The sequence below is a fragment of the Nostoc sp. genome (genome assembly GCF_036918245.1).
GTDB lineage: Bacteria > Cyanobacteriota > Cyanobacteriia > Cyanobacteriales > Nostocaceae > Nostoc.
In genome coordinates this window covers 197503-223931 of sequence record NZ_JBALEF010000056.1, presented here as the reverse complement: position 1 = coordinate 223931, position 26429 = coordinate 197503, and the positions used below count along the sequence as shown (strand labels likewise).

24 protein-coding genes are annotated in these 26429 nt (G+C 42.7%); 15 read left to right on the top strand and 9 right to left on the bottom strand.

Annotation, left to right across the window (positions count from 1 at the left end; translation table 11 throughout):
• The first annotated feature begins 138 nt into the window (after nt 1-138).
• The 5 genes from V7L12_RS16080 to V7L12_RS16065 all read left to right on the top strand — a co-directional run bounded on the left by V7L12_RS16080 (nt 139) and on the right by V7L12_RS16065 (nt 6275).
• Nucleotides 139-657: a hypothetical protein gene (locus V7L12_RS16080; RefSeq protein ID WP_335085564.1), complete on the top strand. Its 519-nt coding sequence runs from the start codon at nt 139-141 to the stop codon at nt 655-657.
• Nucleotides 658-856: 199 nt separating this feature from the next.
• On the top strand, nt 857-2011 hold the full coding sequence (locus V7L12_RS16075; RefSeq protein ID WP_335085562.1) for an NAD-dependent epimerase/dehydratase family protein: 1155 nt from the start codon (nt 857-859) through the stop codon (nt 2009-2011).
• A gap of 29 nt (nt 2012-2040) precedes the next feature.
• Nucleotides 2041-2229: a DUF4291 family protein gene (locus V7L12_RS33220; protein WP_442947894.1), complete on the top strand. Its 189-nt coding sequence runs from the start codon at nt 2041-2043 to the stop codon at nt 2227-2229.
• A gap of 194 nt (nt 2230-2423) precedes the next feature.
• Nucleotides 2424-3554 (top strand): glycosyltransferase family 4 protein, encoded by a 1131-nt coding sequence (locus tag V7L12_RS16070; protein WP_335085559.1) that lies wholly within the window; start codon nt 2424-2426, stop codon nt 3552-3554.
• A 120-nt stretch (nt 3555-3674) separates the two neighbouring features.
• Complete coding sequence (locus tag V7L12_RS16065; RefSeq protein WP_335085557.1) at nt 3675-6275, top strand: GAF domain-containing protein; 2601 nt, start codon at nt 3675-3677, stop codon at nt 6273-6275.
• Between the two features lie 54 nt (nt 6276-6329).
• On the opposite strand, the gene V7L12_RS16060 is transcribed toward V7L12_RS16065, so the two are convergent.
• Nucleotides 6330-6605 (bottom strand): DUF7219 family protein, encoded by a 276-nt coding sequence (locus V7L12_RS16060; RefSeq protein WP_335085555.1) that lies wholly within the window; start codon nt 6603-6605, stop codon nt 6330-6332.
• A gap of 632 nt (nt 6606-7237) precedes the next feature.
• On the opposite strand from V7L12_RS16060, the gene purC reads away from it, so the two are divergent.
• The 7 genes from purC (at nt 7238) to V7L12_RS16025 (ending at nt 16529) form a co-directional block, all read left to right on the top strand.
• A complete protein-coding gene (purC, locus tag V7L12_RS16055) occupies nt 7238-7975 on the top strand; it encodes a phosphoribosylaminoimidazolesuccinocarboxamide synthase (protein WP_335085553.1) in 738 nt (245 codons plus the stop codon).
• 175 nt (nt 7976-8150) lie between these two features.
• Nucleotides 8151-10820 carry a BamA/TamA family outer membrane protein gene (locus V7L12_RS16050; RefSeq protein WP_335085550.1) on the top strand — a complete coding sequence of 890 codons (2670 nt, stop codon included), beginning with the start codon at nt 8151-8153 and terminating at the stop codon, nt 10818-10820.
• Between the two features lie 196 nt (nt 10821-11016).
• Nucleotides 11017-11865, top strand: a complete 849-nt coding sequence (gene lpxC, locus V7L12_RS16045; protein WP_335085548.1) for a UDP-3-O-acyl-N-acetylglucosamine deacetylase — start codon at nt 11017-11019, stop codon at nt 11863-11865.
• A gap of 99 nt (nt 11866-11964) precedes the next feature.
• Nucleotides 11965-12495, top strand: coding sequence for a 3-hydroxyacyl-ACP dehydratase FabZ (gene fabZ / locus V7L12_RS16040; RefSeq protein WP_335085546.1), 531 nt, complete (start codon nt 11965-11967; stop codon nt 12493-12495).
• Between the two features lie 311 nt (nt 12496-12806).
• Nucleotides 12807-13625, top strand: coding sequence for an acyl-ACP--UDP-N-acetylglucosamine O-acyltransferase (lpxA, locus tag V7L12_RS16035; protein ID WP_194046773.1), 819 nt, complete (start codon nt 12807-12809; stop codon nt 13623-13625).
• 213 nt (nt 13626-13838) lie between these two features.
• Nucleotides 13839-14999, top strand: a complete 1161-nt coding sequence (lpxB, locus tag V7L12_RS16030) for a lipid-A-disaccharide synthase (protein ID WP_335085543.1) — start codon at nt 13839-13841, stop codon at nt 14997-14999.
• Nucleotides 15000-15275: 276 nt separating this feature from the next.
• The gene (locus tag V7L12_RS16025) at nt 15276-16529 is read left to right on the top strand and encodes a DNA cytosine methyltransferase (RefSeq protein WP_442947893.1); all 1254 of its coding nucleotides are present in this window, start codon (nt 15276-15278) and stop codon (nt 16527-16529) included.
• Between the two features lie 59 nt (nt 16530-16588).
• Here V7L12_RS16025 and V7L12_RS16020 read toward each other — a convergent pair whose 3' ends face one another.
• The 6 genes from V7L12_RS16020 to V7L12_RS15995 all read right to left on the bottom strand — a co-directional run bounded on the left by V7L12_RS16020 (nt 16589) and on the right by V7L12_RS15995 (nt 22066).
• Nucleotides 16589-16798: a DUF6887 family protein gene (locus tag V7L12_RS16020; RefSeq protein WP_335085538.1), complete on the bottom strand. Its 210-nt coding sequence runs from the start codon at nt 16796-16798 to the stop codon at nt 16589-16591.
• Nucleotides 16779-16922, bottom strand: coding sequence for a DUF6888 family protein (locus tag V7L12_RS16015; protein ID WP_335085536.1), 144 nt, complete (start codon nt 16920-16922; stop codon nt 16779-16781). Before V7L12_RS16015 ends, V7L12_RS16020 begins: the two co-directional genes overlap by 20 nt.
• 217 nt (nt 16923-17139) lie before the next feature.
• Complete coding sequence (locus V7L12_RS16010; RefSeq protein WP_335085534.1) at nt 17140-18105, bottom strand: aldo/keto reductase; 966 nt, start codon at nt 18103-18105, stop codon at nt 17140-17142.
• A gap of 463 nt (nt 18106-18568) precedes the next feature.
• Nucleotides 18569-19882 (bottom strand): energy transducer TonB family protein, encoded by a 1314-nt coding sequence (locus tag V7L12_RS16005; protein WP_335085532.1) that lies wholly within the window; start codon nt 19880-19882, stop codon nt 18569-18571.
• A 312-nt stretch (nt 19883-20194) separates the two neighbouring features.
• Nucleotides 20195-21358 carry a hypothetical protein gene (locus tag V7L12_RS16000; RefSeq protein WP_335085530.1) on the bottom strand — a complete coding sequence of 388 codons (1164 nt, stop codon included), beginning with the start codon at nt 21356-21358 and terminating at the stop codon, nt 20195-20197.
• Between the two features lie 186 nt (nt 21359-21544).
• Nucleotides 21545-22066 carry a hypothetical protein gene (locus tag V7L12_RS15995; protein ID WP_335085528.1) on the bottom strand — a complete coding sequence of 174 codons (522 nt, stop codon included), beginning with the start codon at nt 22064-22066 and terminating at the stop codon, nt 21545-21547.
• A 242-nt stretch (nt 22067-22308) separates the two neighbouring features.
• On the opposite strand from V7L12_RS15995, the gene nfi reads away from it, so the two are divergent.
• The 3 genes from nfi to V7L12_RS15980 all read left to right on the top strand — a co-directional run bounded on the left by nfi (nt 22309) and on the right by V7L12_RS15980 (nt 25672).
• Complete coding sequence (nfi, locus tag V7L12_RS15990) at nt 22309-22974, top strand: deoxyribonuclease V (protein WP_335085526.1); 666 nt, start codon at nt 22309-22311, stop codon at nt 22972-22974.
• A gap of 107 nt (nt 22975-23081) precedes the next feature.
• Nucleotides 23082-23633 carry an FHA domain-containing protein gene (locus V7L12_RS15985; protein WP_335085524.1) on the top strand — a complete coding sequence of 184 codons (552 nt, stop codon included), beginning with the start codon at nt 23082-23084 and terminating at the stop codon, nt 23631-23633.
• Nucleotides 23634-23713: 80 nt separating this feature from the next.
• Entirely contained in the window at nt 23714-25672 is a 1959-nt protein-coding gene (locus V7L12_RS15980) for an FHA domain-containing protein (RefSeq protein ID WP_335085522.1), read from the top strand.
• On the opposite strand, the gene V7L12_RS15975 is transcribed toward V7L12_RS15980, so the two are convergent.
• Both V7L12_RS15975 and V7L12_RS15970 read right to left on the bottom strand, forming a co-directional pair.
• Nucleotides 25664-25960, bottom strand: coding sequence for a hypothetical protein (locus V7L12_RS15975; RefSeq protein ID WP_335085520.1), 297 nt, complete (start codon nt 25958-25960; stop codon nt 25664-25666). The two genes, V7L12_RS15980 and V7L12_RS15975, sit on opposite strands and share 9 nt — an antisense overlap.
• 197 nt (nt 25961-26157) lie before the next feature.
• Nucleotides 26158-26406 (bottom strand): hypothetical protein, encoded by a 249-nt coding sequence (locus V7L12_RS15970; RefSeq protein ID WP_335085518.1) that lies wholly within the window; start codon nt 26404-26406, stop codon nt 26158-26160.
• Nucleotides 26407-26429: the final 23 nt, after the last annotated feature.

Here is a 26429-nt window from a genome sequence, read left to right as displayed (position 1 = left end):
GAATATTATTTAATTTTTAATGAACGCTCTGTCGGTGCATTTCCCGATTCGTGAATAACTCGTAAATTGGCAAAGGTATTGATCTGAGTTTCTGGTATTTCTATAAAATCAGTAACTTTGGCAAAATGTGTGATGTAAATGGCTACTGCTAATAAAATCTATAGTTTGGGGCGAAGAATTTATCCGTTTGCCGCCAGCGTTAGCGGAGTCGTTGCCCTGTTAATAATGCTGTGGAGTTGTACTGCAAATGATTTTAACGCCGGAGCGATCGCCTGGAAAACTTATAGCAACTCCCGTTATGACTTTGAATTTCCATATCCGAGTAACTGGACTTCTTTAGTAGCCTCAGAAAATGGTGATGGAATTGCGTTTATTTCACCACAGGATAACTCAGTGGAAATTCGCGGGTGGGCAAGTCATCAGCTACCAAACGATCAAGAGTCCGTGAAAAAGATAAAATCCAACTTTCAGACCGTTCAAGGAGTATCTGGGGTGCTGGTTGTAGAAGTCGATCGACGAGCAGGTTCGATGACACTGACGCTAACTCAGAGTCAAGTGAAATACCATTTACAGGGACGGAGTAAGAGCCAAGAATTTCAAAATTACTATCGTTTGTTTTATTACATTGCCCAGCAGTATCGGATTTCAAAGTTTTAATGGGGCATTGGGTATTAGGTATTAGGCATTACGCATTGGGAGGAGACAGCAAGGGAGAGACTTATTCAATAATTCTTCCTTGTTCCCCTCATCTCCCCACTTCCCATTCCCCTTAAAATCCACATCTCCCCCAGAATGATGATTAAGAGGGTACAGAAACCTGATAGATTTAGCTATCAGCGAGTAAAAACTGGTGAAGATGAAAGTCCTGGTTATTGGTGGTGATGGATATTGCGGTTGGGCAACTGCTCTTTACCTTTCCAATCGAGGTTATGAAGTTGGAATTTTAGATAGTTTGGTGCGGCGGCACTGGGATAATGAACTTGGTGTCGAAACTCTCACTCCGATCGCACTAATTCAACAACGTCTCCAGCGCTGGCAAGATTTGACGGGTAAATCTATTGACTTGTTCATCGGCGATATTACGAATTACGAATTTCTCCAGAAAACATTACATCAATTTCAGCCAAATGCCCTAGTGCATTTTGGTGAACAGCGTTCGGCCCCATTTTCCATGATTGACCGAGAACACGCAGTTCTCACCCAGGTCAATAATGTAGTTGGGACGTTGAACTTACTGTACGCCATGCGGGAAGATTTCCCGGACTGTCATTTGGTGAAGCTGGGAACGATGGGTGAATACGGTACACCCAATATTGATATAGAAGAAGGGTATATCACCATTGAACACAATGGACGCAAGGATACCCTACCTTATCCCAAACAACCCGGTTCAATGTACCATTTAAGCAAAGTTCATGATAGTCATAACATCCACTTTGCTTGCCGGATTTGGGGATTGCGGGCAACGGATTTAAATCAAGGTGTAGTTTATGGCGTCTTAACCGAAGAGACGGGGATAGACGAACTATTGATTAATCGGCTAGATTACGATGGTGTGTTTGGTACAGCACTGAACCGCTTTTGTATTCAAGCAGCTATTGGACATCCGTTAACTGTCTACGGTAAAGGTGGACAAACTCGCGGATTTTTAGATATTCGGGATACAGTAAGATGTGTGGAATTAGCGATCGCTAACCCTGCACAACCAGGCGAATTCCGCGTATTTAACCAATTTACCGAACAATTTAGTGTTGGCGATTTGGCATTGATGGTGAAAAAAGCTGGTAATGCTATCGGATTGAACGTAGAAATCAATCATTTAGATAATCCCAGAGTTGAAAAAGAAAAACATTACTTCAACGCTAAAAATACAAAATTGCTTGATTTAGGTTTACAGCCTCACCTGCTCTCTGATTCTCTCCTCGATTCTCTGTTAAACTTTGCCATCAAGTATCAGACGCGAGTTGATCACAAACAAATTCTGCCTAAAGTCTCTTGGCACAGAAATTAGCGTAAACCCCAGTAAATCGTGGGTCTAAAATTGGTCGTCGTATTTTAGCACAATATGACGACCAAACAGTTATTATTTATCAGGCGTATCGTCCAGCTACTACTAAATTTGCCGTTTACTACAGTGATTTTGATTTTGCAGAATTGATTACAGGACGTGAGACAGTTTACCGCTCTTCCAATCACTCTCAGAAAACAATAATCGAAGCAGAAAACTGAAACTATGACTAAATCAAGATTTGAGGCTTTATTTTCTAATATAAATTCCAAAATGTAGCTAAAACCTGGAAAGTGAAGTCTCGTAAGCCTTGCAGCGATTGCTTTCTCCAAGAGTGATCGAAGAGGTTACTCTGTGTTTAATAGCAAAATGCACTCTTAAGCTGAGATTATCTGCCTGGACTGAATAGTTTTTTATGAGAATTGCCCTATTTACCGAAACCTTTTTACCCAAGGTTGACGGCATTGTAACGCGCCTGCGCCATACTGTTGACCATCTCCAGCGCAGTGGTAATCAAGTGTTGGTGATTGCCCCTGATGGAGGCATCACAGAACACAAAGGCGCTAAAGTTTACGGCGTTACTGGCTTTCCTCTGCCATTGTATCCAGAATTGAAAATGGCATTACCTCGCCCAGCCATTGGTTACATCTTAGAAGAGTTTAAGCCTGATATTATTCATGTCGTGAATCCAGCCGTTTTGGGTTTGTCTGGCATATTTTATAGCAAAATCCTCAAAATCCCTTTGGTGGCCTCTTATCATACCCATTTACCCCAATATCTCCAGCATTATGGCTTAGGGATGCTGGAAGGTTTTCTGTGGGAACTGCTCAAAGGCGCTCATAATCAAGCAGCTTTAAATCTGTGTACCTCCACAGCAATGATAGAGGAACTGACAGCACATGGTATTGAACGTGTAGATTTATGGCAGCGTGGGGTGGATACAGAATTATTTCACCCCGATTTAGCTAGTGTAGAGATGCGATCGCGCTTATCAAAAAATCATCCAGAAAGCCCATTGCTACTTTACGTGGGGCGGCTTTCGGCTGAAAAAGAAATTGAGCGCATCAAACCAATTTTAGAAGCAATTCCCCAAGCGCGGTTGGCATTGGTTGGAGATGGGCCACACCGTCAAGCATTGCAAAAACACTTTGCTGGCACAAACACTTATTTTGTTGGCTATCTTATGGGGCAAGAGTTAGGTTCTGCCTTTGCGAGTGCTGATGCCTTCATCTTTCCTTCCCGTACAGAAACACTAGGCTTAGTACTACTAGAAGCGATGGCTGCTGGCTGTCCCGTGGTAGCAGCCCGTTCCGGGGGAATTCCTGATATTGTGACAGATGGGATAAATGGATATCTTTTTGAGCCAACAGCAGATGTTCAAGGAGCGTTAGCTGCTACTCTTCGACTCTTAGAACAAAAACAACAACGAGATATCATCCGTCAAAATGCCCGCCAAGAAGCAGAAAGTTGGGGTTGGGCAGCTGCCACCAGGCAGCTACAAGATTACTATCAAAAGGTGATATTTTCTGAACAGTTGACAAAATAAAGGAGTAGGGAGTGGGGAGATGAGGGAGATGAGGGAGCAGGGGGAGCAGGGGGAGAAGAATTAATAACCAATGCCCTATGCCCAAAATCTAAAATCTAAAATCTAAAATCTAAAATTACCATGACACTCCCCAACCCTGGCAGCGTCTTGGCTACATTAACTGAACTGACTCAAGTTAATCGTACTCACGCCCTACTGCGTCGCGTCAAAGACTTATCTGTTAATGAATTTGTTTGCTTACTCGACTTTATAACTGCTGAGTTCCAGCAATTTCTGAGAGCTATTGAACTGATCAATAATGAAGCTCTAGAAACTATGTTGGAGAAGGTATTAGAAGCTATCACACTCAAAATTGGTCAAATTCTCCAAGCAGAACACACAGCTATTTTTTTAGTTGACTATGACAAAGGTCAACTGTGGTCAAAAGTTCCTCAAGATAATACCCAAAAATTCTTAGAAATTCGGACTCCCATTACAGTGGGTATCCCTGGCCATGTTGCCAGTACAGGTCAATATCTCAACATATCTGAAACTTATACTCATCCACTATTTAGCCCAGAACTTGAAAAACAAATGGGCTACAAAATCCGTAATATTTTATGTATGCCCGTTATTAGTAGCAAAAACCAGACTGTAGCGGTAGTGCAACTAGCTAATAAAACTGGGAATGTTCCGTTTAATCATGATGATGAAGAACGTTTTCGAGACTTTGCAGCTTCAATTGGTATTATCCTGAAAAGCTGCCAATCTTTTTATGTAGCGGCTCGTAATCAAAGAGGCGCAACGGCTTTATTGCGGGCAACTCAGACACTAGGGCAAAGTTTAGATTTAGAAGCAACTTTGCAGATAGTCATGGAGCAAGCTCGAATTTTAATGCAAGCAGACCGCAGCACACTGTTTTTATATCGTAAAGAGCTAAACGAACTCTGGACAAAAGTTGCAGTGGCAGCAGATGGCACAAACTTGATAGAAATTCGCATTCCTGCTAACTGTGGCATAGCTGGATATGTAGCTTCCACTGGTGAAGCCTTAAATATTTCTGATGCTTATAAAGACCCCCGCTTTGATCCGAGTACAGATAAGAAAACTGGTTATATAACTCGTAATATCTTATGTTTACCAGTATTTAATTCTGCAAATGAGTTGATTGGCGTTACACAATTAATTAATAAGCAACAAAGTAGTTTTACTGCTTCTGATGAAGAGTTTATGCGGGCTTTTAATAATCAGGCCGGAATTGCCTTAGAAAATGCTCGGCTGTTTGAAAATGTGTTGTTAGAAAAACAGTATCAAAAAGATATTTTACAAAGTCTGTCAGATGCTGTGATTTCTACAGATATGGCAGGACAGATTGTCACGATTAATGATGCAGCCCTAGAGTTGCTGGGTTGTCCGATAGGAGACGCTAATAGTAAGAACAACAAGCTTTTGTGGGAACAAAATTTGATTGGTCGCCTAGTTTGGGAAGTTGTGCCAATTGAAAATCTCCAAATGCGACTAGAAGATAGTCTAAAAACTGGAGCTAAACATTATGTGCCAGAGCAAAGTTTGATGCTGGGACTTTACCAAGTGCTGAGTGAAAATCAGGACGGGCTAAACGCTCCGCTACCGCTAACAGGACTTAGGAATCAGTACTCAATTTTAGCACTGCGCGATCGCACTAACCCCGATATTTTTATTCCCTGGAATCAACCTCTGACTCCCCAATCTGAGTTTCTCACTTTTAATGAGGTACAAACATTAGAGCGCAATATCAATCTTACTGTTAATCCCCTGACTAATCCAGAAGGCGGTGTACGCGGTGGTTTGGTGGTCTTAGAAGACATTACTCAGGAAAAACGGATGAAAACTACCATGTCCCGCTACCTGACGCCCCATGTCGCTGAACAAGTTATGGCACTAGGGGAAGATGCTTTAATGGTAGGCGAACGGAAGGAAGTAACTATCTTGTTTTCTGATATCCGGGGCTACACAACACTTACAGAAAATCTCGGTGCAGCTGAGGTGGTATTGCTGCTCAATCAGTATTTTGAAACGATGGTGGAGGCGGTTTTTAACCACGAAGGCACTCTCGATAAATTTATTGGTGATGCCTTAATGGCGGTATTTGGTGCGCCGCTACCATTGACAGAAAATCATGCTTGGAGGGCTGTGCAGTCAGCGTTAGATATGAGACGCCGCTTAGAGGAATTTAACCAACGGCGAATTATCCAGGCGCAGCCGCAAATTCGTATTGGCATTGGGATTAGTTCTGGGGATGTGGTTTCGGGTAATATTGGTTCCCGCAAACGGATGGATTACACTGTCATTGGAGATGGTGTAAATTTAAGTTCGCGCTTGGAAGCGGTAACTAAAGATCACAGTTGTGATATTATTTTAAGTGAATTTACTTACAAATTGTGCAGCGATCGCATTTGGGTGCGCCAGTTAGATAAAATCCGAGCTAAAGGGAAACACCAGGCAGTTAATATCTACGAGTTAATTGGCGATCGCACTACTCCTCTAGATGCCAACACTCAAGAGTTTTTATTTCACTATCATACTGGACGCGATGCTTATTTATCGCGCAACTTCTCACAAGCGATCGCTTGTTTCAAGTCCGCCAAATCTATCCAACCCCAAGACCAAGCTGTTGATATCCACCTAGAGCGTGCGCGTAATTACCAACAAATGCCGCCTCCAGAGTCCTGGGATGGTGTCTGGACAATGCTTACTAAGTAGTCATTTGTCACTTGTCATTAGTCAGTTTCCAATACCTCATCCCCCATTGCCCATTCAACCTTGAGCCTCTCCCTGGTCATCCTGAAACGGATCTTCGCCAATTCCTAGCTCTTTTTTGGAGCGTTTCAACTGTTTCCATAGATCCTTTATTTGTTCGTAAGCTGCACCTGGAGGCACTTTTCCACCTGTTTCTAAGTTGCAAATGTAACTTACCCGTTGAGCAAATTCCTGTAGATTTGCATTAAAAACCAAGTTTTCTGGCTTAACCTGACCGTAGTAGCGACCGCGAGGGAAGAGAAAATCATCCTTGTTCACTATTTTTTTCTCCATTTATTCAATTCACCTTGTGTTTGGATTTCTGAAGCTTACTAGCTAACCTAATCTTTTTTTCGTCAGATTAGGGGAAATCAAATCATCTAACTCCTTTTGCAATTGGATGCAGGAATTGGTTGATTCAGATTTTGCGACTAGAAGATAAAGCTTGAAATACTTAATGTTGTAAATATTACAAAAAAATTTGTCCCTAAAGTAACTAAAGAGACTATTTGATTTTCCTCCCGGTTATTAATTTATCTCATCTTAATTTATGAAGTTTAAATTGTAATTAGCTTCAGTCCAAACCTTGAGGTACAAATTATTAAAACATACTAGTATATATTTGTAAATTTTCCTTTAAAAATAATTAAATTCCTGTTAGTAAAACTACTTAGGTAAACATACTATATATAAAAGCTAATTGTCCTCTGTTAAAAGTTAGAGATTTAGTTCTAAATTTTTGGCAACAGGCTATTAAGCAGCAATCGAGAAGAGGAAATTGGGCTGGGCATTGGTTATTAATTATTTTATCTTGCCCCTGCTTCCTCTTAAATAGTTACCAATGGCTAATAGTTAATAACTAAAGATAAAATGGTGAAGCCTCAAAGGACAACTTTTGTCCATCGCCTAAAACTTTACCTGCCACTATGTCTGTTAATTCTAAGTTATACGAAGGCAAAGCGAAAATTCTTTATAGAACCGACGATCCAGAAGTCTTGTTGGCTGATTTTAAGGACGATGCCACGGCGTTTAACGCCCAAAAGCGTGGCAGCATCGAAGGTAAAGGAAAAATTAATTGTAGTATTTCTAGTCAGCTTTTTAAACAGTTGGAGGCTTATGGTATAAAGACTCACTTTATTGATAGCCCTGCCCCGAATCAAATGCGGGTGAGGGCTGTAAAGATTTTACCCTTAGAAGTAGTGATCAGAAATATTGCTGCTGGCAGTCTGTGTCAGCAAACAGGATTACCAGTGGGTACAATTCTGAAACAGCCTTTGGTTGAATTTTATTACAAAAACGATCAATTAGGAGATCCTTTGTTGACACGCGATCGCTTGTACCTGCTAGAACTAGCGACTGCGGAACAAGTAGACGCAATTACACATCTAGCATTGCAAATCAATGAATTTCTCAATAACTTTTGGCAGCGGTGTGGCATTACCCTAGTAGACTTCAAACTAGAGTTTGGTTTGGACTCACAACAGCAGTTGCTCTTGGCAGATGAAATTAGCCCCGATACCTGCCGTTTGTGGGATACCGCAGAAAAGGACTCAAACCGCCGGGTAATGGACAAAGATCGCTTTCGCCGAGACTTAGGAAATGTAGAGGATGCCTACCAGGAGGTTTTACAAAGAGTGCTAAAAGCAGTAGAAACTATAAGCTAACCAGGTAAAAACCAAAAGGTCAGAAGGAATTATATTTAACTTTTGCCTTTTGCCTTTTGCCTTGTAAAGTAAAAAAGCAAAAGAAAAAAATTATGTTTTGAGTTTTACCTTTGGCATAAGGGCATTATTGCCTTGTGATGGTGTGTGTGTGGTCGTGAAGAGGAATATAAGTAAAATGCGTTTATCTCCCGTATTGCTGGCAGCAGTAGCAATTGTAGCCCCTTTAGGTGGCTCATTGAGTGCGAATGCAGAAACCGCCAACAATTCCAAACAGACAACAGAAGTTTTGACACTAGAAAAAAATCAACACTCAGAAAAGGACACTGGTCAGGTTAACTCTAGTAAAAGTCTAGAATCTCAACCTAAATCTACAGGAACTATAGAGGCAGAGCGTCCCCAATCCCGCGTCGTCGCAATTTACCCTGCCAACCCAGCAGCAAGTGCGACCCCAAAGGTAATTGTGCCAACCTCCACAACATCAACAACTGCACAAACCCCTCAAATTAATCCTAGCCCTACTCAACAGCCGTCTCCGGCTCCAGACATTCCACCGCCGGAAATTCAACAACCAACGCCTTCTCCAACTCCTGAGACCACTCCAGTTCCAGAAAATGTAAATCCACCGACAACAGAACCTTTATTACCCACAAATCCAGAACCATCAGCTACTCCAGATATTCCCCCCCCAGCTAGTCAACAAAGAACACCTGCGCCATTCCCAGGCGCTACTCCCAGTCTGCAGAATGTTAATCCACCGACAACTCCAGGCAATACTCCATTCCCAGGCGCTACTCCCAGTCCGCAGAACGTTAATCCACCCACAACTCCAGGCAATACTCCATTCCCAGGCACTACTCCCAGTCCGCAGAACGTTAATCCACCCACAACTCCGGGCAATACTCCATTCCCAGGCACTACTCCCAGTCCGCAGAATGTTAATCCACCCATAACTCCGGGCAATACTCAACCCAACACAGCCCCAGAAGCTAACGATCCCCGCGTACTGGTATCGGAAGTAGTAGTTAGATCCCAGGCTGGCCAACTATCACCAGAACTGGAAAGCCAAGTTTACAGAGTAATTCGTACCCAACCAGGGCAAACGACAACCCGCAGCCAACTGCAAGAAGATATTAACGCCATCTTTGGTACTGGCTTCTTCTCCAACGTCCAAGCAGCGCCAGAAGATACCCCCTTGGGAGTGCGGGTGAGCTTTGTTGTGCAGCCTAACCCCGTCCTCAATAAAGTAGAAGTGCAAGCCAATCCTGGAACTGGTGTCGCTTCTGTACTACCAGCTAACACTGTGGATGAGGTATTTCGGGAGCAGTATGGCAAAATCCTCAATTTGCGTGACTTGCAAGAAGGCATCAAGCAGTTAAACAAGCGGTATCAAGACCAAGGTTACGTCCTAGCTAACGTGATTGGAGCGCCACAAGTCTCTGAAAACGGAGTTGTTACCTTACAAGTAGCAGAAGGGGTAGTAGAAAACATTAGAGTCCGGTTCCGCAACAAAGATGGTCAGGAAACAGACGAAAAGGGACAACCAATCCGGGGACGGACACAGGATTATATCATTACACGAGAAGTGGAGTTGAAGCCAGGACAAGTATTCAATCGCAATACAGTGCAAAAAGACCTACAGCGCGTGTATGGGCTGGGACTGTTTGAAGATGTGAATGTGTCCCTTGACCCTGGTACTGACCCCAGCAAAGTGGATGTAGTTGTGAATGTAGCTGAACGTAGCAGCGGTTCTATTGCGGCTGGGGCAGGGATTAGTTCTGCTAGCGGACTTTTTGGAACAGTAAGTTATCAACAGCAAAACCTGAACGGTAGGAACCAAAAACTGGGGACAGAAATACAGGTGGGAGAACGGGAACTGCTGTTTGACGTGCGGTATACCGACCCCTGGATCGCAGGAGATCCTTACCGGACTTCCTACACAACCAATATCTTCCGCCGCAGTTCTATTTCCTTAATTTTCGATGGTCAAGATGAAGACATTAGGACGTTTAATCCAGATAATCCCACCGATGTAGATTCTCAGGATCGCCCCCGCATTCTCCGTGTAGGCGGTGGTGTCACCTTTACCCGTCCCTTGTCTGCCAATCCTTATAAAACTTCTGTCTGGACTGCCTCAGCGGGTTTACAGTATCAACGAGTTTCTGCCCGTGATGCTGATGGCAATCTTAGAAAAACAGGAGCGGTATTTGATGATGATAATGGAAGCCGTATCAGTGAGGAAATTCCACTGACTCTCTCTAGCGGCGGTCAAGACGATTTATTACTGTTTCAAGTAGGGGCACAGCGCGATCTCCGTAATAACCCGCTGCAACCCACTAGCGGTTCTTATCTCCGCTTTGGAGTCGATCAGTCAGTCCCTGTAGGGTTAGGCAACATCTTTCTAACCAGATTGCGGGGTAGCTACAGCCAATATTTACCCATTAAGCTGATTAGCCTCAGCAAAGGGGCACAAACCTTAGCATTTAACCTGCAAGCAGGAACCATTCTCGGTGACTTGCCCCCCTACGAAGCTTTTACCCTTGGAGGTAGCAACTCCGTCCGGGGTTATGAAGAAGGAGCATTAGGTAGTGGACGCTCTTATGTGCAAGCATCAGTTGAGTATCGGTTTCCAGTTTTTTCAGTAGTCAGTGGCGCACTATTTTTTGATCTCGGCAGTGACCTGGGAACTAGTAGTAGGGCCGCTGAAGTGTTGAACAAAAATGGCAGTGGCTATGGTTATGGTCTTGGCGTTCGCGTCCAGTCTCCACTGGGGCCAATTCGGATTGACTACGGTATAAACGATGATGGTGATAGCCGGATTAATTTTGGTATTGGCGAAAGATTTTAATTAGTCATTAGTCATTGGTCATTAGTGAATCACAAAGGACTAATGACAATTCTTTTTCCTAATGAGCTTGCTAATTTTTACATTTACCTCAATACTGTTCCGATAAAGGGATTAATGAGATTTTTCAGGGAATATCAGGGATTTTACCAAAACAGACGATGAACAATACTAAAGGAAATATATTAACTTTTCGGCTATGCGACAGCACACTCTAGCAGCCCAAATCACCCAAATAGGGGTGGGACTGCATAGCGGTGTGAATACCCAGGTGCGGATATTACCAGCCGAGGCGGGAAGTGGACGCTACTTTGTGCGGGTGGATTTACCGGATTTGCCGATCATTCCAGCCCAAGTTGCAGCAGTTAGTCACACTGTTCTCTCAACTCAGTTGGGTAAGGGTGAGGTATATGTTCGCACGGTAGAGCATTTGTTGGCAGCACTTTCGAGTATGGGCGTGGATAATGCCCGAATTGAAATTGATGGCCCAGAAGTCCCACTTTTAGATGGTTCAGCAAGTGTGTGGACAGCCAATATTGCCCAAGTTGGCTTAGTGTCACAACCCGTTAACAACCAAGTTCCCTTGACTATTACAGAACCCTTATGGGTTTATCAAGGTGATGCCTTTGTATGTGCCCTTCCAGCACCAGAAACCCGCTTTAGTTACGGTATTGATTTTGACCTGCCTGCTATTGGTAATCAATGGTATAGTTGGTCACTAACTGCTGAACGAGGAAAAGCTTCTGCTAGCTTTGCTGCGGAAATTGCTCCTGCTCGTACTTTTGGGTTACTGCATCAAATTGAACACTTACAAAAAACAGGGTTAATTAAAGGTGGCAGTTTAGATAATGCACTCGTTTGTGGGCCAGAAGGCTGGCTAAATCCACCGTTGAGATTTGCAAATGAGCCAGTCCGTCATAAAATCTTGGATTTAGTAGGAGATTTGAGTTTACTAGGAACTTTTCCTCGTGCTCATTTTTTAGCGTATAAAGCCAGTCATAATTTACACATTCAACTGGCTCAGAGAATTTTAGATTTGGGATTTTAGATTTTAAATTGAAGTTAAAGCTTAAAATCCTGGATTATTAAGGCTTTGGATATACGCCTGCCTACTCAGCTTTTAGAGAAAAAATCAACTACACGGCCAATGTCAATCCTTACTGAAGTGAATACCATCGATACGACTACACCTACATCTACTGAACCACAGGCTATAAATGAGATTACAATCAGTTCTGAGATTAAAACAACTTTCACATCTGAAGAAATTCAGAAATTGCTACCCCACCGCTACCCATTTTTACTTGTAGACAAAATAATTGACTACGTGCCAGGTAAAAAAGCTGTTGGGGTTAAAAATGTCACTATCAACGAACACCATTTTCAAGGACATTTCCCTGAACGTCCACTGATGCCAGGGGTGTTAATTGTTGAAGCAATGGCACAGGTTGGAGGCATTGTCCTAACTCAAATGTCTTCGGTAGAAGGCGGACTGTTCGTCTTTGCTGGTATCGATAAAGTCCGCTTTCGCCGCCAGGTTGTGCCGGGGGATCAACTAGTAATGACGGTGGAACTGTTATGGGTAAAACAACGTCGTTTCGGTAAGATGCAAGGTCGTGCCGAAGTTGATGGTCAACTTGCTTGTGAAGGGGAATTAATGTTTTCTTTAGTTAGCTAAAAGTTTGCTTTCGTGGTATGGGTATAGCCGTGAAATGCCCCTACTGAATCCTGAAACAGGATAACAGTTAAAAAATCCACAACAGCATCTGAATAATTTCTTGATTTTCGCCGCCCTCTCTACGAGACGCACTCACAAACACATTTAACTTGCTTTGCCCGACACTTTCGTTCACTGAAATATTTCACGCTCAACAACGCCAGTCGCCTCAATGGGGTGGTAGTCGGTACAACTCTCTTAACCAGAGTAACGCGCTGCCTCAAAAACCCCGCCTGGCGCTGGATTATTAAGACAGTTCTGGAGATTCACCCTTGAAAACGCTAATTCATCCAACTGCTGTAATTCATCCGAAATCGGAACTCCACCATACAGTGCAAGTCGGTGCCTATGCTGTGATTGGAGCGCATGTCAAAGTGGGCCCTGAAACAATAATCGGCGCTCATGCAGTGCTAGAGGGGCCTTGTGAAATTGGGGCGCAAAATCAGATTTTTACAGGTGCAGCCATTGGCATGGAACCCCAGGATCTGAAGTTTGTAGGAGAACCAACCTGGGTCAAAATTGGTGATAACAACTTGATTCGTGAGTACGTTACGATTAACCGCGCTACCGGTGCTGGTGAAGCGACCGTAATTGGCGACGGGAACCTGCTGATGGCTTATGTCCATGTGGCTCATAACTGCGTGATTGAAGACCAAGTAGTGATTGCTAACTCTGTGGCGTTGGCTGGTCATGTCCATATAGAGTCACGCGCTAGGCTAAGTGGGGTTTTAGGTGTACATCAATTTGTGCATATTGGTAGACAAGCAATGGTGGGGGGTATGGCACGTATTGACCGAGATGTAGCCCCATATATGCTGGTGGAGGGAAATCCAGCGCGGGTGCGAACCCTCAACCTTGTGGGACTCAAACGGTCTGGTATGGATTCAGCAGATTTACAAATGCTGAAAAAAGCTTTCCGCATTCTCTACCGTTCTGATTTGTCTTTTAAAGATGCTTTGGAACAGTTGGAATTGTTAGGGGATAGCGAAGAATTGCAGCATCTGCGACGCTTCCTGCTACTTTCTCAGATGCCTGGAAGACGTGGCTTGATTCCCAGTAAAGGGAAAAAAGGCGCAAGTGATGAATCGTGAGATGTAAGATATGTCATGTTTGTCGAATTACCCATAAGCACCCCACCCCCCAACCCCTCCCCGCAAGCGAGGAGGGGAGCAAGAGCGCAACTGGCGGGGTGGGATTATGAGGAATTGTGGTTAATTTCCAGACATCATAATTTATGAGTTATGAGTTGATGAATTAAATTTTTAACTCCTAACTCCTCATTTTTACTAATTACCAATTATCAAATGCGGATATTTATCAGCACTGGTGAAGTCTCTGGCGATTTACAAGGGTCGCTACTAATTTCAGCGCTGAAGCGTCAAGCTGTGGCGATTGGGTTGGAATTAGAGATTGTAGCGCTGGGTGGCGAGAAAATGGTAGAGGCTGGGGCAACTCTGTTGGGAAATACCAGTAGTATTGGCTCAGTGGGTATTCAAGAAGGGCTGCCTTATGTTTTACCGACTCTCCAGGTGCAACGACGGGCGATCGCTTCCCTAAAACAAAATCCACCGGATTTAGTAGTACTGATCGATTATATGACTCCCAATCTGGAAATTGGGACTTATATGAAACAGCATCTACCAAATGTGCCTGTAGTGTATTACATCGCTCCCCAAGAGTGGGCTTGGTCAATAAGTTTGCGTAGAACTAAGCGGATTGTTGGTTTTACAGATAAGCTGTTGGCAATCTTCCCACAAGAAGCCCGTTACTTTCGCGAAAAAGGTGCAAAAGTTAGTTGGGTGGGACATCCTTTGGTTGACCGAATGCAAGATGCTCCTAGTAGGGAAGCAGCTCGTGCAACACTGGGGATTGCATCAGAAGAAATTGCGATCGCACTCCTCCCCGCCTCTCGCCACCAAGAACTAAAATATCTTTTACCAATTATTTTTCAAGCGGCCCAAACTATTCAAGCTAAATTACCTGAAGTTCGTTTCTGGATTCCCCTATCACTGGAAGTCTATAGACAGCCAATTGAAAAGGCTATTGAGCGTTACGGTTTACGAGCGACAGTTATATCAGGTCAGCAAATGGAAGTTTTTGCCGCAGCTGATTTAGCTATTAGCAAATCTGGTACTGTCAATCTAGAACTCGCTCTGTTAAATGTGCCACAGGTTGTAGTTTATCGCCTCAGTCGTCTGACTGCGTGGATAGCTCGGAAAATCCTCAAAGGTTCAATAACCTTCGCATCGCCACCTAATTTAGTAGTGATGAAGCCGATTGTACCAGAATTTTTACAAGAGCAAGCCACACCAGAGAATATTATCCAAGCAGCGATGGAACTGCTACTCAATCCCAGTCGCAGAGAGCAAACTTTGCTAGATTATGAAGAAATGCGGCAAAGTTTAGGAGAAGTTGGGGTGTGCGATCGCGCTGCTCAAGAAATTTTGCAAATGCGACCAAATTAATTCGTAATGACGCTCTCTACGTTCGCGCAGCGTGTCGCAGACAGACGCTAAAAGCGTAGCTTGCTTCTCTGTAAGAGTACGCGGACTCGCTACCGCTACGTTCGCGGAGCGTCTCGTAGAGAAGACAGTAATTCGTAATTCGTAATTCGTAATTGAAAATAGATAATCAATCAGTTTATTTATGAATAAAATAAGTGTAAAACACCTGTTTTTACTAGAACCCGCATTTATCCGCGCGTTAATTACGAATTAGATTGGGGTGTCATGGCTTATGAGATGAAAAAACAAAGAGCGATCGCAGTTGACTTATTCGCTGGTGCGGGCGGTATGACTTTTGGCTTTGAGCAAGCTGGTTTTGATGTGCTAGCGTCTGTGGAAATCGACCCGATCCACTGTGCAACACATGAGTTTAACTTCCCTTATTGCTCAGTATTATGTAAAAGCGTTGTGGATACAACCGGGGAAGAAATTAGGAATCGCTCTGAGATTGGCGATCGCGAAATTGATGTGGTAATTTGTGGCTCACCATGTCAAGGGTTTTCCTTAATTGGTAAACGGGCTGTTGATGATCCCCGAAACTCTTTGGTGTTTCACTTTCATCGGCTGGTTTTTGAGCTAAAACCAAAATTTTTTGTGATGGAAAATGTTCGGGGGATTACAGTTGGCGAACATAAACAAATCCTGCAAATCTTAATTAGCGAATTTAAAATATCTGGCTATAAAGTAGAAGAAAATTACCAAATTCTCAACGCTGCAAATTACGGAGTCCCACAGTCCCGTGAGAGATTATTTCTTATAGGCGCAAGGGAGGATATAGAATTACCGAAATATCCTCAACCGATTACTAAACAAGCTTTACTAAATAATTTAAATTCTAAAAAAATATCTGATATTCCATTGAGTCCTACAGTATGGGATGCAATTGGAGATTTACCTGAAATAGAAAAATATCCAGAGTTACTAAAAAGAGATTGGGTTGTGGCAGAATACGAAAAGCCTAGCAACTATGCTCTTGTACTTCGCGGTATCAAATGCCTAGACGATGATTATTCTTACAAACGAGAATATGATTTGCGAATACTTTCTTCAAGTTTAAGAACAAAACATTCTACGGAAACTATTCAACGTTTTCAGGAGACTCAACAAGGCGAGAGAGAAAAAATTAGTCGTTTTTATAAGCTGCATCCTGCTGGTGTCTGTAATACTTTAAGAGCCGGAACAGACAAGTATAGGGGTTCTTTCACATCTCCGAGACCGATTCATCCATCTACGCCGCGCTGTATCACCGTCAGGGAAGCGGCGAGATTGCATTCTTACCCCGATTGGTTTAGATTTCATGTAACCAAATGGCACGGATTTCGACAAGTCGGTAACTCTGTACCACCGTTACTAGCAAAGGCTGTAGCGGGAGAAATTATTCGCAGTTTGAATATTTCGCCTTTTAAGCCGAGTTTGGGATACAAGTTGGCACAGGAGAAGCTATTACAATTTAATATGTCGCAAGCAGCACAATACTATCAGTGTGATTAGTAAGTTGTAATATCTGCAAGATTTCCCTATCTGAACCTATCGTCAAACCTTTCAACTGATTAGACAGCCTCTCCACTACTACCCAGTTTTTTCTTGAGTATCTCTTCCATTTTTCTCAAATCCTCGTTAGTCTCAGGAAATGGATATGTTGGACTATTAGGATTTCCCCGTCTGATTAATGATTCAATCGCTTCATCATCTTCACGATGAGCTAAAATATATGCTCTAAGTTCTTGTCGGGACATTTTACTAAAGTTGGGCTTCGTCATCGTTAAACCCCGATTGACCATCGGAAAAAATTAGAATCTCTAGGCTCTCAGTCACACCAGCAAGGATAAACACGGTCTTGGTGTTTTGGTTGTAGCGAAATACATGAATAGGTTGATAACCCATTTGAGAGCATTTGGCACACTCTGACGCAGGCAAGAGCCTGTTGTGCGGTAAGCATACAATTGTATCTACATGATAGCGGGTAAAACCATACCGCAAAAGGGATGCTGATTTAAAGCGATCCAACTATTTAACATGAAGTTGGGCAATGTCCACCATACAATTTGGCTTGATTTGATAGTTTGCGGCTTGATTTGAGCATTTTTTATGGCGGGCTGTACTAAGTCCAAGCACGGAAGAATGTGCTATCTTCCCAGATATTAGCAGTCCGTTGAGCGATCGCTGTCAATTCTTGCTCCTTCAGAGGTACAAAAGCCCGTGCTATCTTGACATTATTCTCTAATTGTGCAATTGTCTCTGCTGCAATCACGCAACAATTAACTCCAGGCTGAGACAGTGTGTAACCTAAAGCTTCCTCCATACCAGTCAACCCACCTGATTTAAACAGCCGACCATAAGCCGGGACTTTCATCGCAATCACACCGACATTTTTTTCTTGAGCAACTGGTAAAACTACCGGGATAAATGGACGTGGGTGGTGTTTGTCGGCGGCATTCACAGGAATCAGTGTAGTGTGGAAAGGATAGCGACGTAAGCCTTCGGCAATTACTTCAGGGTCGTGATGTCCGGTAATACCAGCAAAGCGCACCAATTTTTGTTCTATGGCTTCTTCTAAAGCTTTAATTGCACCAGATGGACTAAAGATGGTGTCGAGTTCTTCGGAAAAAGAAACGTGATGCAACTGCCACAAATCGAGATAATCTGTATTCAGACGTTTAAGCGATCGCTCCAATTCTCGCCATGCTCCATCCCGATCTCTTTTATCGGTCTTGCTTGCTAGAAACAGCTTTGAGCGATGAGGTGGTAGCGCTTTGCCTAAATAATCTTCACTCGGCCCATAACTAGGTGCTGTATCAAAGTAGCGAATGCCAAGTTCCAGCGCTCTTTGAATAATTGCCGCAGCATCACTCTCTTTTCCTTCCCAAGATAGTGGCGTTTGTCCTGCTCCTCCCAACCCGAAGATCGGGAGTTTTACTTTCGTGCGTCCGAGTAACCGTTCTGGCATGGTTGTTGGCGGTGTTGCGGTGTTGGTAGGATTTTGCTGTAAAGCATTAGTTGCCACAATACCTCCTGTCACAGCAATGCTGGTAATTAGGAAATTACGCCGCGTCTTTCCTTCTGTCATGATTGGCTTCGAGGGCGAAATGATTTTTATTCTAATATCTTAGCTAGGGAGATTTAATCTGAGAAAGCAAAATTACTGATATATCGGCAACACTCCGAAACCGCTGCTCATTGGTTAGAAAAGTACGCTATTTAACATTAAGTAAAGTCAGTATAATCCCAGCGTAAGCGCATTTAATTTTGTAGTTATTGATACAGAAATACAACTTAAAACTTTATTTTAATATCAATTTTTCATTCAAAATAGGACGAATTGTCGCAAATGATTGAAAAAACATGGGTCAAATAGCTTTTTATGTTTTTGAACCACATAAAGACGAAAATATCAATCCCACCCCTTGGCTCAGTATAGTGATTTTGAACTTATTTGTGCTTTGGGTGAACCCCAAAACTACCGTGTCAATAGGATTTGAGATGCGCTTACCTGGGTATAATACATGATTGAATTAATTGCTTGCCTGTTGTTAGTCGCCGTCCCCCGATAAATTTAGCTGCCCATAGACATTGATATCAAATGTAAATTGAATAGGGAGCTGGTTACTGGTATATCCTGTGGGCAAAGGTGCAAAGGGTGCAGCTCGCTGTATAGCGTTGAGCGCTGCTTGATCAGTGACGCTGAATCCAGAGGTTTGTGCGAGCTGGAGATTGCTTAGTTGCCCGGAACGGTTAATAGTGAAGTTAAGCACTGTTCGCCGGGAAGACTGGCTCACTTCTGGTAGCCACTGCTGCTTGACTTGTTGCTGTAGTTGGTTTAAGTAAGAGGTCATATCTATATCTTGACTGCTGGCATCAATACCAGAAGTCGCTTGGTTATCTCGGTTGGAATTAGGTAAGGCTGCCAGATAATCACCGCTAAAATTCCGACTAGATACACTCTGAGTACCACCCAGCAAGCTTGCTGCACCTGTTTTCCATGACTGAGCTCTATACGGTGTTCGCCCACTTAAGAGTGTTCTCGACTGGCCTAATTTCTTCGGATTGGGTATTGGTGATGTAATAGCAGGTGCAAGCGCTGTTTTTCGGGTTAGGGCTGGCGGTGGTGTGGTATTAGGCGCTACTGCTATTTTTTTAGGTTTGGGTGTTGTTGGTATAGTTGCTCTTTTAATCGCAGTTGGCTGAACTTTGGGTGCTGGTGGTATAGTTGCTTTTGCGATCGCAGTTGGCTGAAATTTGGGTGCTAATGGTATTGTTGCTTTTGCGATCACAGTTGGCTGAACTTTGGGTGTTGTTGGTATAGTTGCTTTTGCGATCGCTGTTGGCTCAACTTTGGGTGCTGGTGGTATAGTTGCTTTTGCGATCGCTGTTGGCTCAACTTTGGGTGCTGGTGGTATAGTTGGTCTTGCGATCGCAGTTGGCTCAACTTTGGGTTGTTGAAGAGATAGATTTGGTGATTCCGCTTTCTGCTGCTTTGGTTCTGGCCGGAATACCTGTGCTGAAGATAAGGTTGTTGAGTCAAAAAGACTCTTACTAGAGGCTTTATCTGCATCTGAATTAACTGACTTCACAGCAGAAACAGGTCTTTTCGGTAAAGCTTTACCACCTGCAATTGAATTTTTAGTAGCCCGGAATGAGGTTTTTTGGGGTATGTGTGTTTCATTGGGATAAACTTCAACTACCTCAATTGGAATCTCTTGCTTAGGCTCAGGCATAAAAGCTGTGAACCAATATTTGCTCCCGATCAGTAAAATAGAGTGTAGAAGGATGGAACTAACTAGACCTGAGAGGATATCGAGGGGACGCACGCTCCGATAGCGCTGAAATTCATGAGAAAAAGCCATGTTATTGTGCTTTTGCGTGATAGATAACAGCCTCAACAGTCTATTTACTGTCTTCTAACTTAGAGGATATCGCATCTGATTCAAGCAAAACAAACGAGATATTGGATAATATCTTCTTTCAACTCGATCAAGCCGAAATGGTCAACTGTACCGACTTCAGGACATTCAGCAACATACAAATCTTCTTTGTGAAGAATGGCAGTTAATGTTTTGGTCTTTATAGGGTTTTATTTTGATTCGGACAGTCGAGCGATGCCTATGGCGGCAAGCTACGCACTACTTTTTCTAGTTTAGCTTTGAGGTGCGATCGCTTTACTTATTACCAAGGGAATTTTTCTGAGCGTAGTTGAAATTTCTTTGATATTCACTGATTTTTTGTTGAGCTACTACATAATTTGGGCTTGAAGATGGCACGGCTTTCATAAGTGCGATCGCAGCTTGCCACTGACTCACAACTATTTTCCACTCATCTGGAGATTTTGCAGATTGAGTCAGGTTAGCTGCATTAATTGCTTTACTTACTGCCTCTCGAAATGTATCAGTTTTAAGTAACGCAGTCGGCGATTCTGAAGTCACTGGTGAGGGTGTAACTAATACAGGCTTTGATGGTATTTGTGTTGAACTTTTAAAAGTTAGGGGGAATATTTCTACAAATCTTGAAGAAAAGCATATTCCTAGAAAAATTGAAAATATTATAAAAACGAATAACAACTTTTTATTTAAATTACGATGCTTCCGTCGATTCTCGATAATTGTATTTTTTTCATTATTTGATGAAATATTTGATTTTATTATGTGCAAACCCATTTCCCCACGCAATCTATTAAGTTCTTTATCTGTATTTAAATTAATGTTTGATTCAGTTGTATCCTTTTCTTTGTTGCCAGAATAAGCAGATATTATTCGGTGTCTTACCAAATATTTAATCTGGTAAATCAATGCGCCTGTAAAAAGATAGAACAATCCAAATATTAATATTAGATTACTGTTAATATTTTCTATTTGTGTATAGTATTCAATTTGTCTGTCGTAACTAGGATAAAATAATGGTAGAAGTATTGTAGAAAAGAAAGCTGCTATCAGTGTAGAAATTGCAATTACAAGCCAAGCGTACAATCCTTCCCACCAACTTATTATTCCTGGTAATAATCCTTGTGTTCTACCTATTTCGGGTGCTTGAATTTCTAATACAAACCGACTAATAAGTAAGTATAAGCAGTGATGAGTCAAAGAAATTATCGGAATTGGAGATAAAATTAACAATATTGTAAATATAAAAAATAATTCCGGGCTGTGTACAAAATATACGATGTTATAGCCGACCTTTCCAGCATTTTTGACTACAAATATAATAACTCTCAAAAATAGAGTCAAAATCAATGCTTTTAACCAAGAACTAGGATAAGGAAACCATAATGGCCAGTAAAACTTTTGTAGTTCTTGCTTAGTAACGTTCTGATTCTTCGGCTGCTTCATAACCAATAAATTCAAAAAATTGATAAATTATCGTCTATCTTATGGTTAACCATCTACACCTATAAGCAACATTGTCAGAAATTTTATATCTCTATATTCAAATTTTTAGTTAGATTTGTTATATCTCTATATAAAAATCCAGACGTGAGACTTTTTTCTAGATGATTACATAAGGTCAATGAAATACTACCGTTCCTTTGTAATCACAGAACTACCATTAGTAATGCTTACTTTTTGAATAAAGACGTCACTACAAGAGGAGAAAATATCAGTGCTGATTTGATTAGCAATAAACTCAAAATGTTGATTTGTTAATCCTTGTACAGTATCGCCACTTAAATTAATACAAATAGTTAGGAGTTGAGGATTACTAGCAGACTGTTCATTATCTACTGCTTCTAGTTCAGCTTGTGCTACGCCCAAATCAAACTCTTGACTCCAAGCTGGAAACTCCTTATCCGTTTGTTGTCCATAAACTCTCACTATTTCAATAGATGCAGCCTCTAAAGCCGTTAACCCTTTGCGGATAAATGCAACTAAAATTTGCTGATTTGGTACTTCGGCAGATTCTAGCATTACCTCCAAGCAAGCATCTTGGAAAGTAACCTTTGCAGCGACTCCTTTGGGGTGTAAGTGGCGGTTCATCAGGGATGCGATCGCTTCTACATCCCCCTGCTTTGCAAGTTTGAGAATATTTGGCTGTGTCATAACCAGTAAAAGAGAAAATTTAGAAAAATAAACTTATATTCTCAGGATTCCCTCTTAATAGCCTTGAGTAACATTATGATGCAAGATATCAGCTAACTTGGGCTAAAATATTTAGTATAAAGATAGTCTTTCACAGACTTTCGCAAAAATATATTTTCCCTGTCTCAACATTAAAAACTCTTGTTTTTATGGTTGCCAAATTCACAGGATTAATATTAATCAGTTTAATTTCAATTTTCAATATGAAGTTTTATCGAAATCATGCTTGGCCTTCAACGCTGGAGGAAGCCATAGTTATCCAAGAAACGCTGCAAAATCAAGTAATTACTGAAGATCAACTGCAAGAACCTATCCAGTATGTTGCTGGAGTGGATATGGGTTTTGAAGCTGATGGAACCATTAGCCGTGCAGCTGTCGCAGTACTGAGTTTTCCTGATTTGCAAGTAATCGAGACAAGCCTAGCACATCGTCCTACAACCTTTCCTTATGTTCCTGGGTTCCTCTCATTTCGGGAAATTCCAGCTGTCCTCGATGCCTTGGAAAAGATTAAAACAACACCAAATATTATCTTGTGTGATGGTCAAGGAATTGCTCATCCCCGCAGATTAGGTATAGCTAGCCATTTAGGGTTACTTATAGATATGCCGACAATTGGTGTAGCTAAGTCCAGGTTGGTAGGTAAGCATGAAGAATTGGCAGAAACTAAAGGTAGCAGACAACCACTGATACATAACGGTGAAACCATTGGGGCAGTTTTGCGATCGCGCACAGGAGTAAAACCTCTATATATCTCCAGTGGTCATCGAATTAGTTTACCGACAGCGATTGACTATGTATTACGCTGTACGCCCAAATATCGGCTACCAGAAACAACACGCATCGCTGATAAATTAGCGTCGGCAAAATAAAGCTTGTTGAAATTTTTTCTAAATACTTGCTTGCACCGACTCAATCGTGTTAGGAATCGCACAGAAAGAAGTTGAAGTAGCTAAATACGATTTACGAAGTTAGAACCATGAACGCACTAACTTTACAGTGGCACGATGCAGGTCAAGATAAAACTCAGAACATTTACGAACAACAGCCAAGTCAAAATCATGGCACTGTCCGCATCGGTCGCGACCCCCTCCGGTGCGATATTGTTCTGAATCATCCTACTGTGTCTGGTCTGCACGTTGAAATATTTTTTCATCACCAGCAACAGCGCTTTTATATCAGGAATTTGCGATCGCAAAATCCCCCCGTTGTCGATGGACGGCAATTAGTCCAAGGTGAAATGCCTTTAACTGAGGGCACTAGTATCTCTTTGGGACAAATAAAACTCAATGTTACAAGCGTTTCCACGGGTAGCATTCCAGCAACAATTTTGTTACCACCCAATCCAGCAGTAAATCTCGGACATCACCACCATCCACCAACACCCTCCGCACCACCGCCAGGAGTTTATGGCTTAGAATGCCCCAAATGTCATAAAGTTTCCCCAGGAGAGAATCTACAAATTGGCTGTCATTGGTGTGGGACATCTTTAGCTGCGGCTGTGAGTGTATTAGTAGCACCGGGTAGTTGAGAAGGAGCGCAGGGGAGCAGGGGAAGAATTCCTAACTCTTGACAAATGACCAATGACAAATGACCAATGACAAATGACAAATGACAAATGACTTACAAATCCAATTGAGTTGGGAAGAACCAGCGACGGGTGAACGGCGAGAACCACTATTGAATATGCCAATCGCTTTTGGTCGAGAATTCGCTCGCTTACCTGCTGAACTCAGGGGAGTACGCGTTTCTCGGATGCTGCTTAACAGTAATGAAGTTTCTCGCTACCATGCCCTAATTGACTGGGAACAAGACCATTTAGTAGTGATTGACCAAGGCAGTGTTAACGGTGTGTATGTCAATGGTCAACCACAAACGCGTAGTGTTCTGATTAATGGCGATACATTGCAAATTGGCCCGTATCTGATTGCAGTGACATTTGTTGCTAGCGCCTCCGAACCAGATACCAGCCCCCCTTCAACGATTCACTTCAACGCAAATACCAATCACCCAGACCCCAGCTTGGCTGTAGTTCAGCCGCTAACGCCCGTGGCAAGTAATTTCCCGCCATTAGCGTTTCAGGCACAAAAGGTTTCTGTGCAAGCACTTCATGCTACGGGATTACTAGTAGATGAATCTGATTATCTAGCGATCGGGGCAGGATTGGGTAGCTTTTTATGGGCTGATTTGTTGCGAATTAGTGGTGTGCGTGCTGACAAAATTGTGGCTTTGGGATTAGAGGCGGAACCTTATGCCCGTTACAAGCGCCTCTGTTTAAATTCGCAAATTCCCTTATATGAAAGATTGCGTTCTAATTCTGACTCTTGTCCCGATAATATTTGGGGTTGGCCTAGTTATGCCTTGCGTGAAGCTTGGGGAGACTTAGCCAAGGGAGAGATAAAGTCAGCATTCAAGTATTTATGGCAAGTGTTTGCTGAACCAACATTTGCAGAAACTTATACTCCCCGTGCGGGTAACGTCTTTGATTCCATAGACAGGGAGACGAAGCGCATAGGCTGGAATCAAATTTATCGCTATGGGCGAGTTAGGGTAATTCGCAAAACTGATGACGGTAGATATTGCGTAGCCTATTCTCGCGGCCCAGGAAATTATGCTTTTTTAGTTAGTCGTTATTTACATTTAGCTACTGGATATCCAGCAATTCAGTTTCTCCCAGATTTGCAAGCTTATAGAGAAAAATATCAAGACTTTAAATCTGTAGTCAATGCTTATGAAGCCCACGATCATGTTTATGAGCAACTAGAGCAACATGGTGGTACGGTATTGATTCGGGGGCGGGGAATTGTGGCTTCGCGGATTGTGCAGCGCATTTACGAAGCTAGAAAACGAAATCGGAATATTGCAGTTTTGCATTTAATGCGATCGCCTAAACCTCAAGGCAACAAATTTCAAAGAGCCACGCGCCTAGTCAAAAATCATTACGAATTTCAACCCTTTAACTGGCCGAAAGCCTGTTGGGGCGGCGAACTCCGGGCAATGTTAGAAAAAGCTAGTCCTGATGAACGCAAGCGTTTACTAGCAGACTGGGGTGGAACTACCACCGCCGACCGCCGAGATTGGCAGCAAATTACCGCCCAAGGGATTAGCGAAGGCTGGTATCAAATTACCTTCGGAGAGGTACTGGATGTGGAACGAGATGCCCAAAACCGAACTATTACCCGTATCCGAGAAAAAAGCTTTGGGGAAACGAAATTGCTAGCTGACTTTATTGTTGATGCTACCGGACTGGATGCCAAGGTAGATGCCAATCCCCTATTAGCAGATTTGGTGAAACATTACAATCTCCCAGTGAATCATTTGGGGCGATTGACTGTAGCGAACAATTTTGAATTAGTAGAAATGCGTAGTGATAGAGGTCAAATGTATGCTGCTGGGGCGATTACTTTAGGTGGCCCTTATGCCGCAGTTGATAGTTTCTTGGGCTTGCAGTACGCCGCATTAGTCGCCGTTGATGGACTCGCCGCCGCCCGTGCGCCTGGAGTTCAAAGGTTGAATGTTGTAAGTTCCTTTGGGCAGTGGTTGAAATGGGTGTTAAATCAGTCACCTTAGTATTAGAAGGCAGAAGGCAGGAGGGATAGAGTATTTATCTGGCTGTTTTGAGTAGCAAATCCCAACTTCGAGGATAAAAGGTGCAACTTCGAGGATAAAAGGTGCAACTTCGAGGATAAAAGGCTCAATGTTGAGGTTCAGAGGCTCAATGTTGAGGTTCAGAGGCTCAACGTCGAGGTTCAAAGGCTCAACGTTCAGGTTCAAAGGCTCAACGTCGAGGTTCAAAGGCTCAACATTCAGGTTCAGAGGCTCAACATTCGGGTTCAGAGGCTCAACGTTGGAGTTCAAAAGCTCAAAGTCTCAAGTGACGGGCGATACCTTCAGCCTGCGTGCGATTCAAATCACAGGCTAACACCATAAGTCAGTTAAAACTGACTCAAATTAACTAAAATTTAGTCCGTTTGAATGGACTTAGGCTATTAGCCTCGGAATTGATTCCGAGGCGGGATAGCAACGAAGTGAAGAATTTGCCTTTGCAAGTACCCCTACTTTGTTTTTTCGCTTGTCGGGCGTACTAAAGTTTTAACTAAACCCGTAATCGCCACAATCACAGAGGCAATTCCCCCAATGGACAATGAAGTTAAAATTGCCGCCGCGAGGATGATTTCAGTAGGACTGTATCCATCTCGCATCCAGGTAGATGGATTTTCTACCGATGTTGGCGAGGCGGGGATTAATTGCGAAGTTTGGGTGGTTTGATTGGAGTTGACTGGAGTTGTTAAGGCAGTTTTCACAGCTGAACCTCTTCTAAATGTTT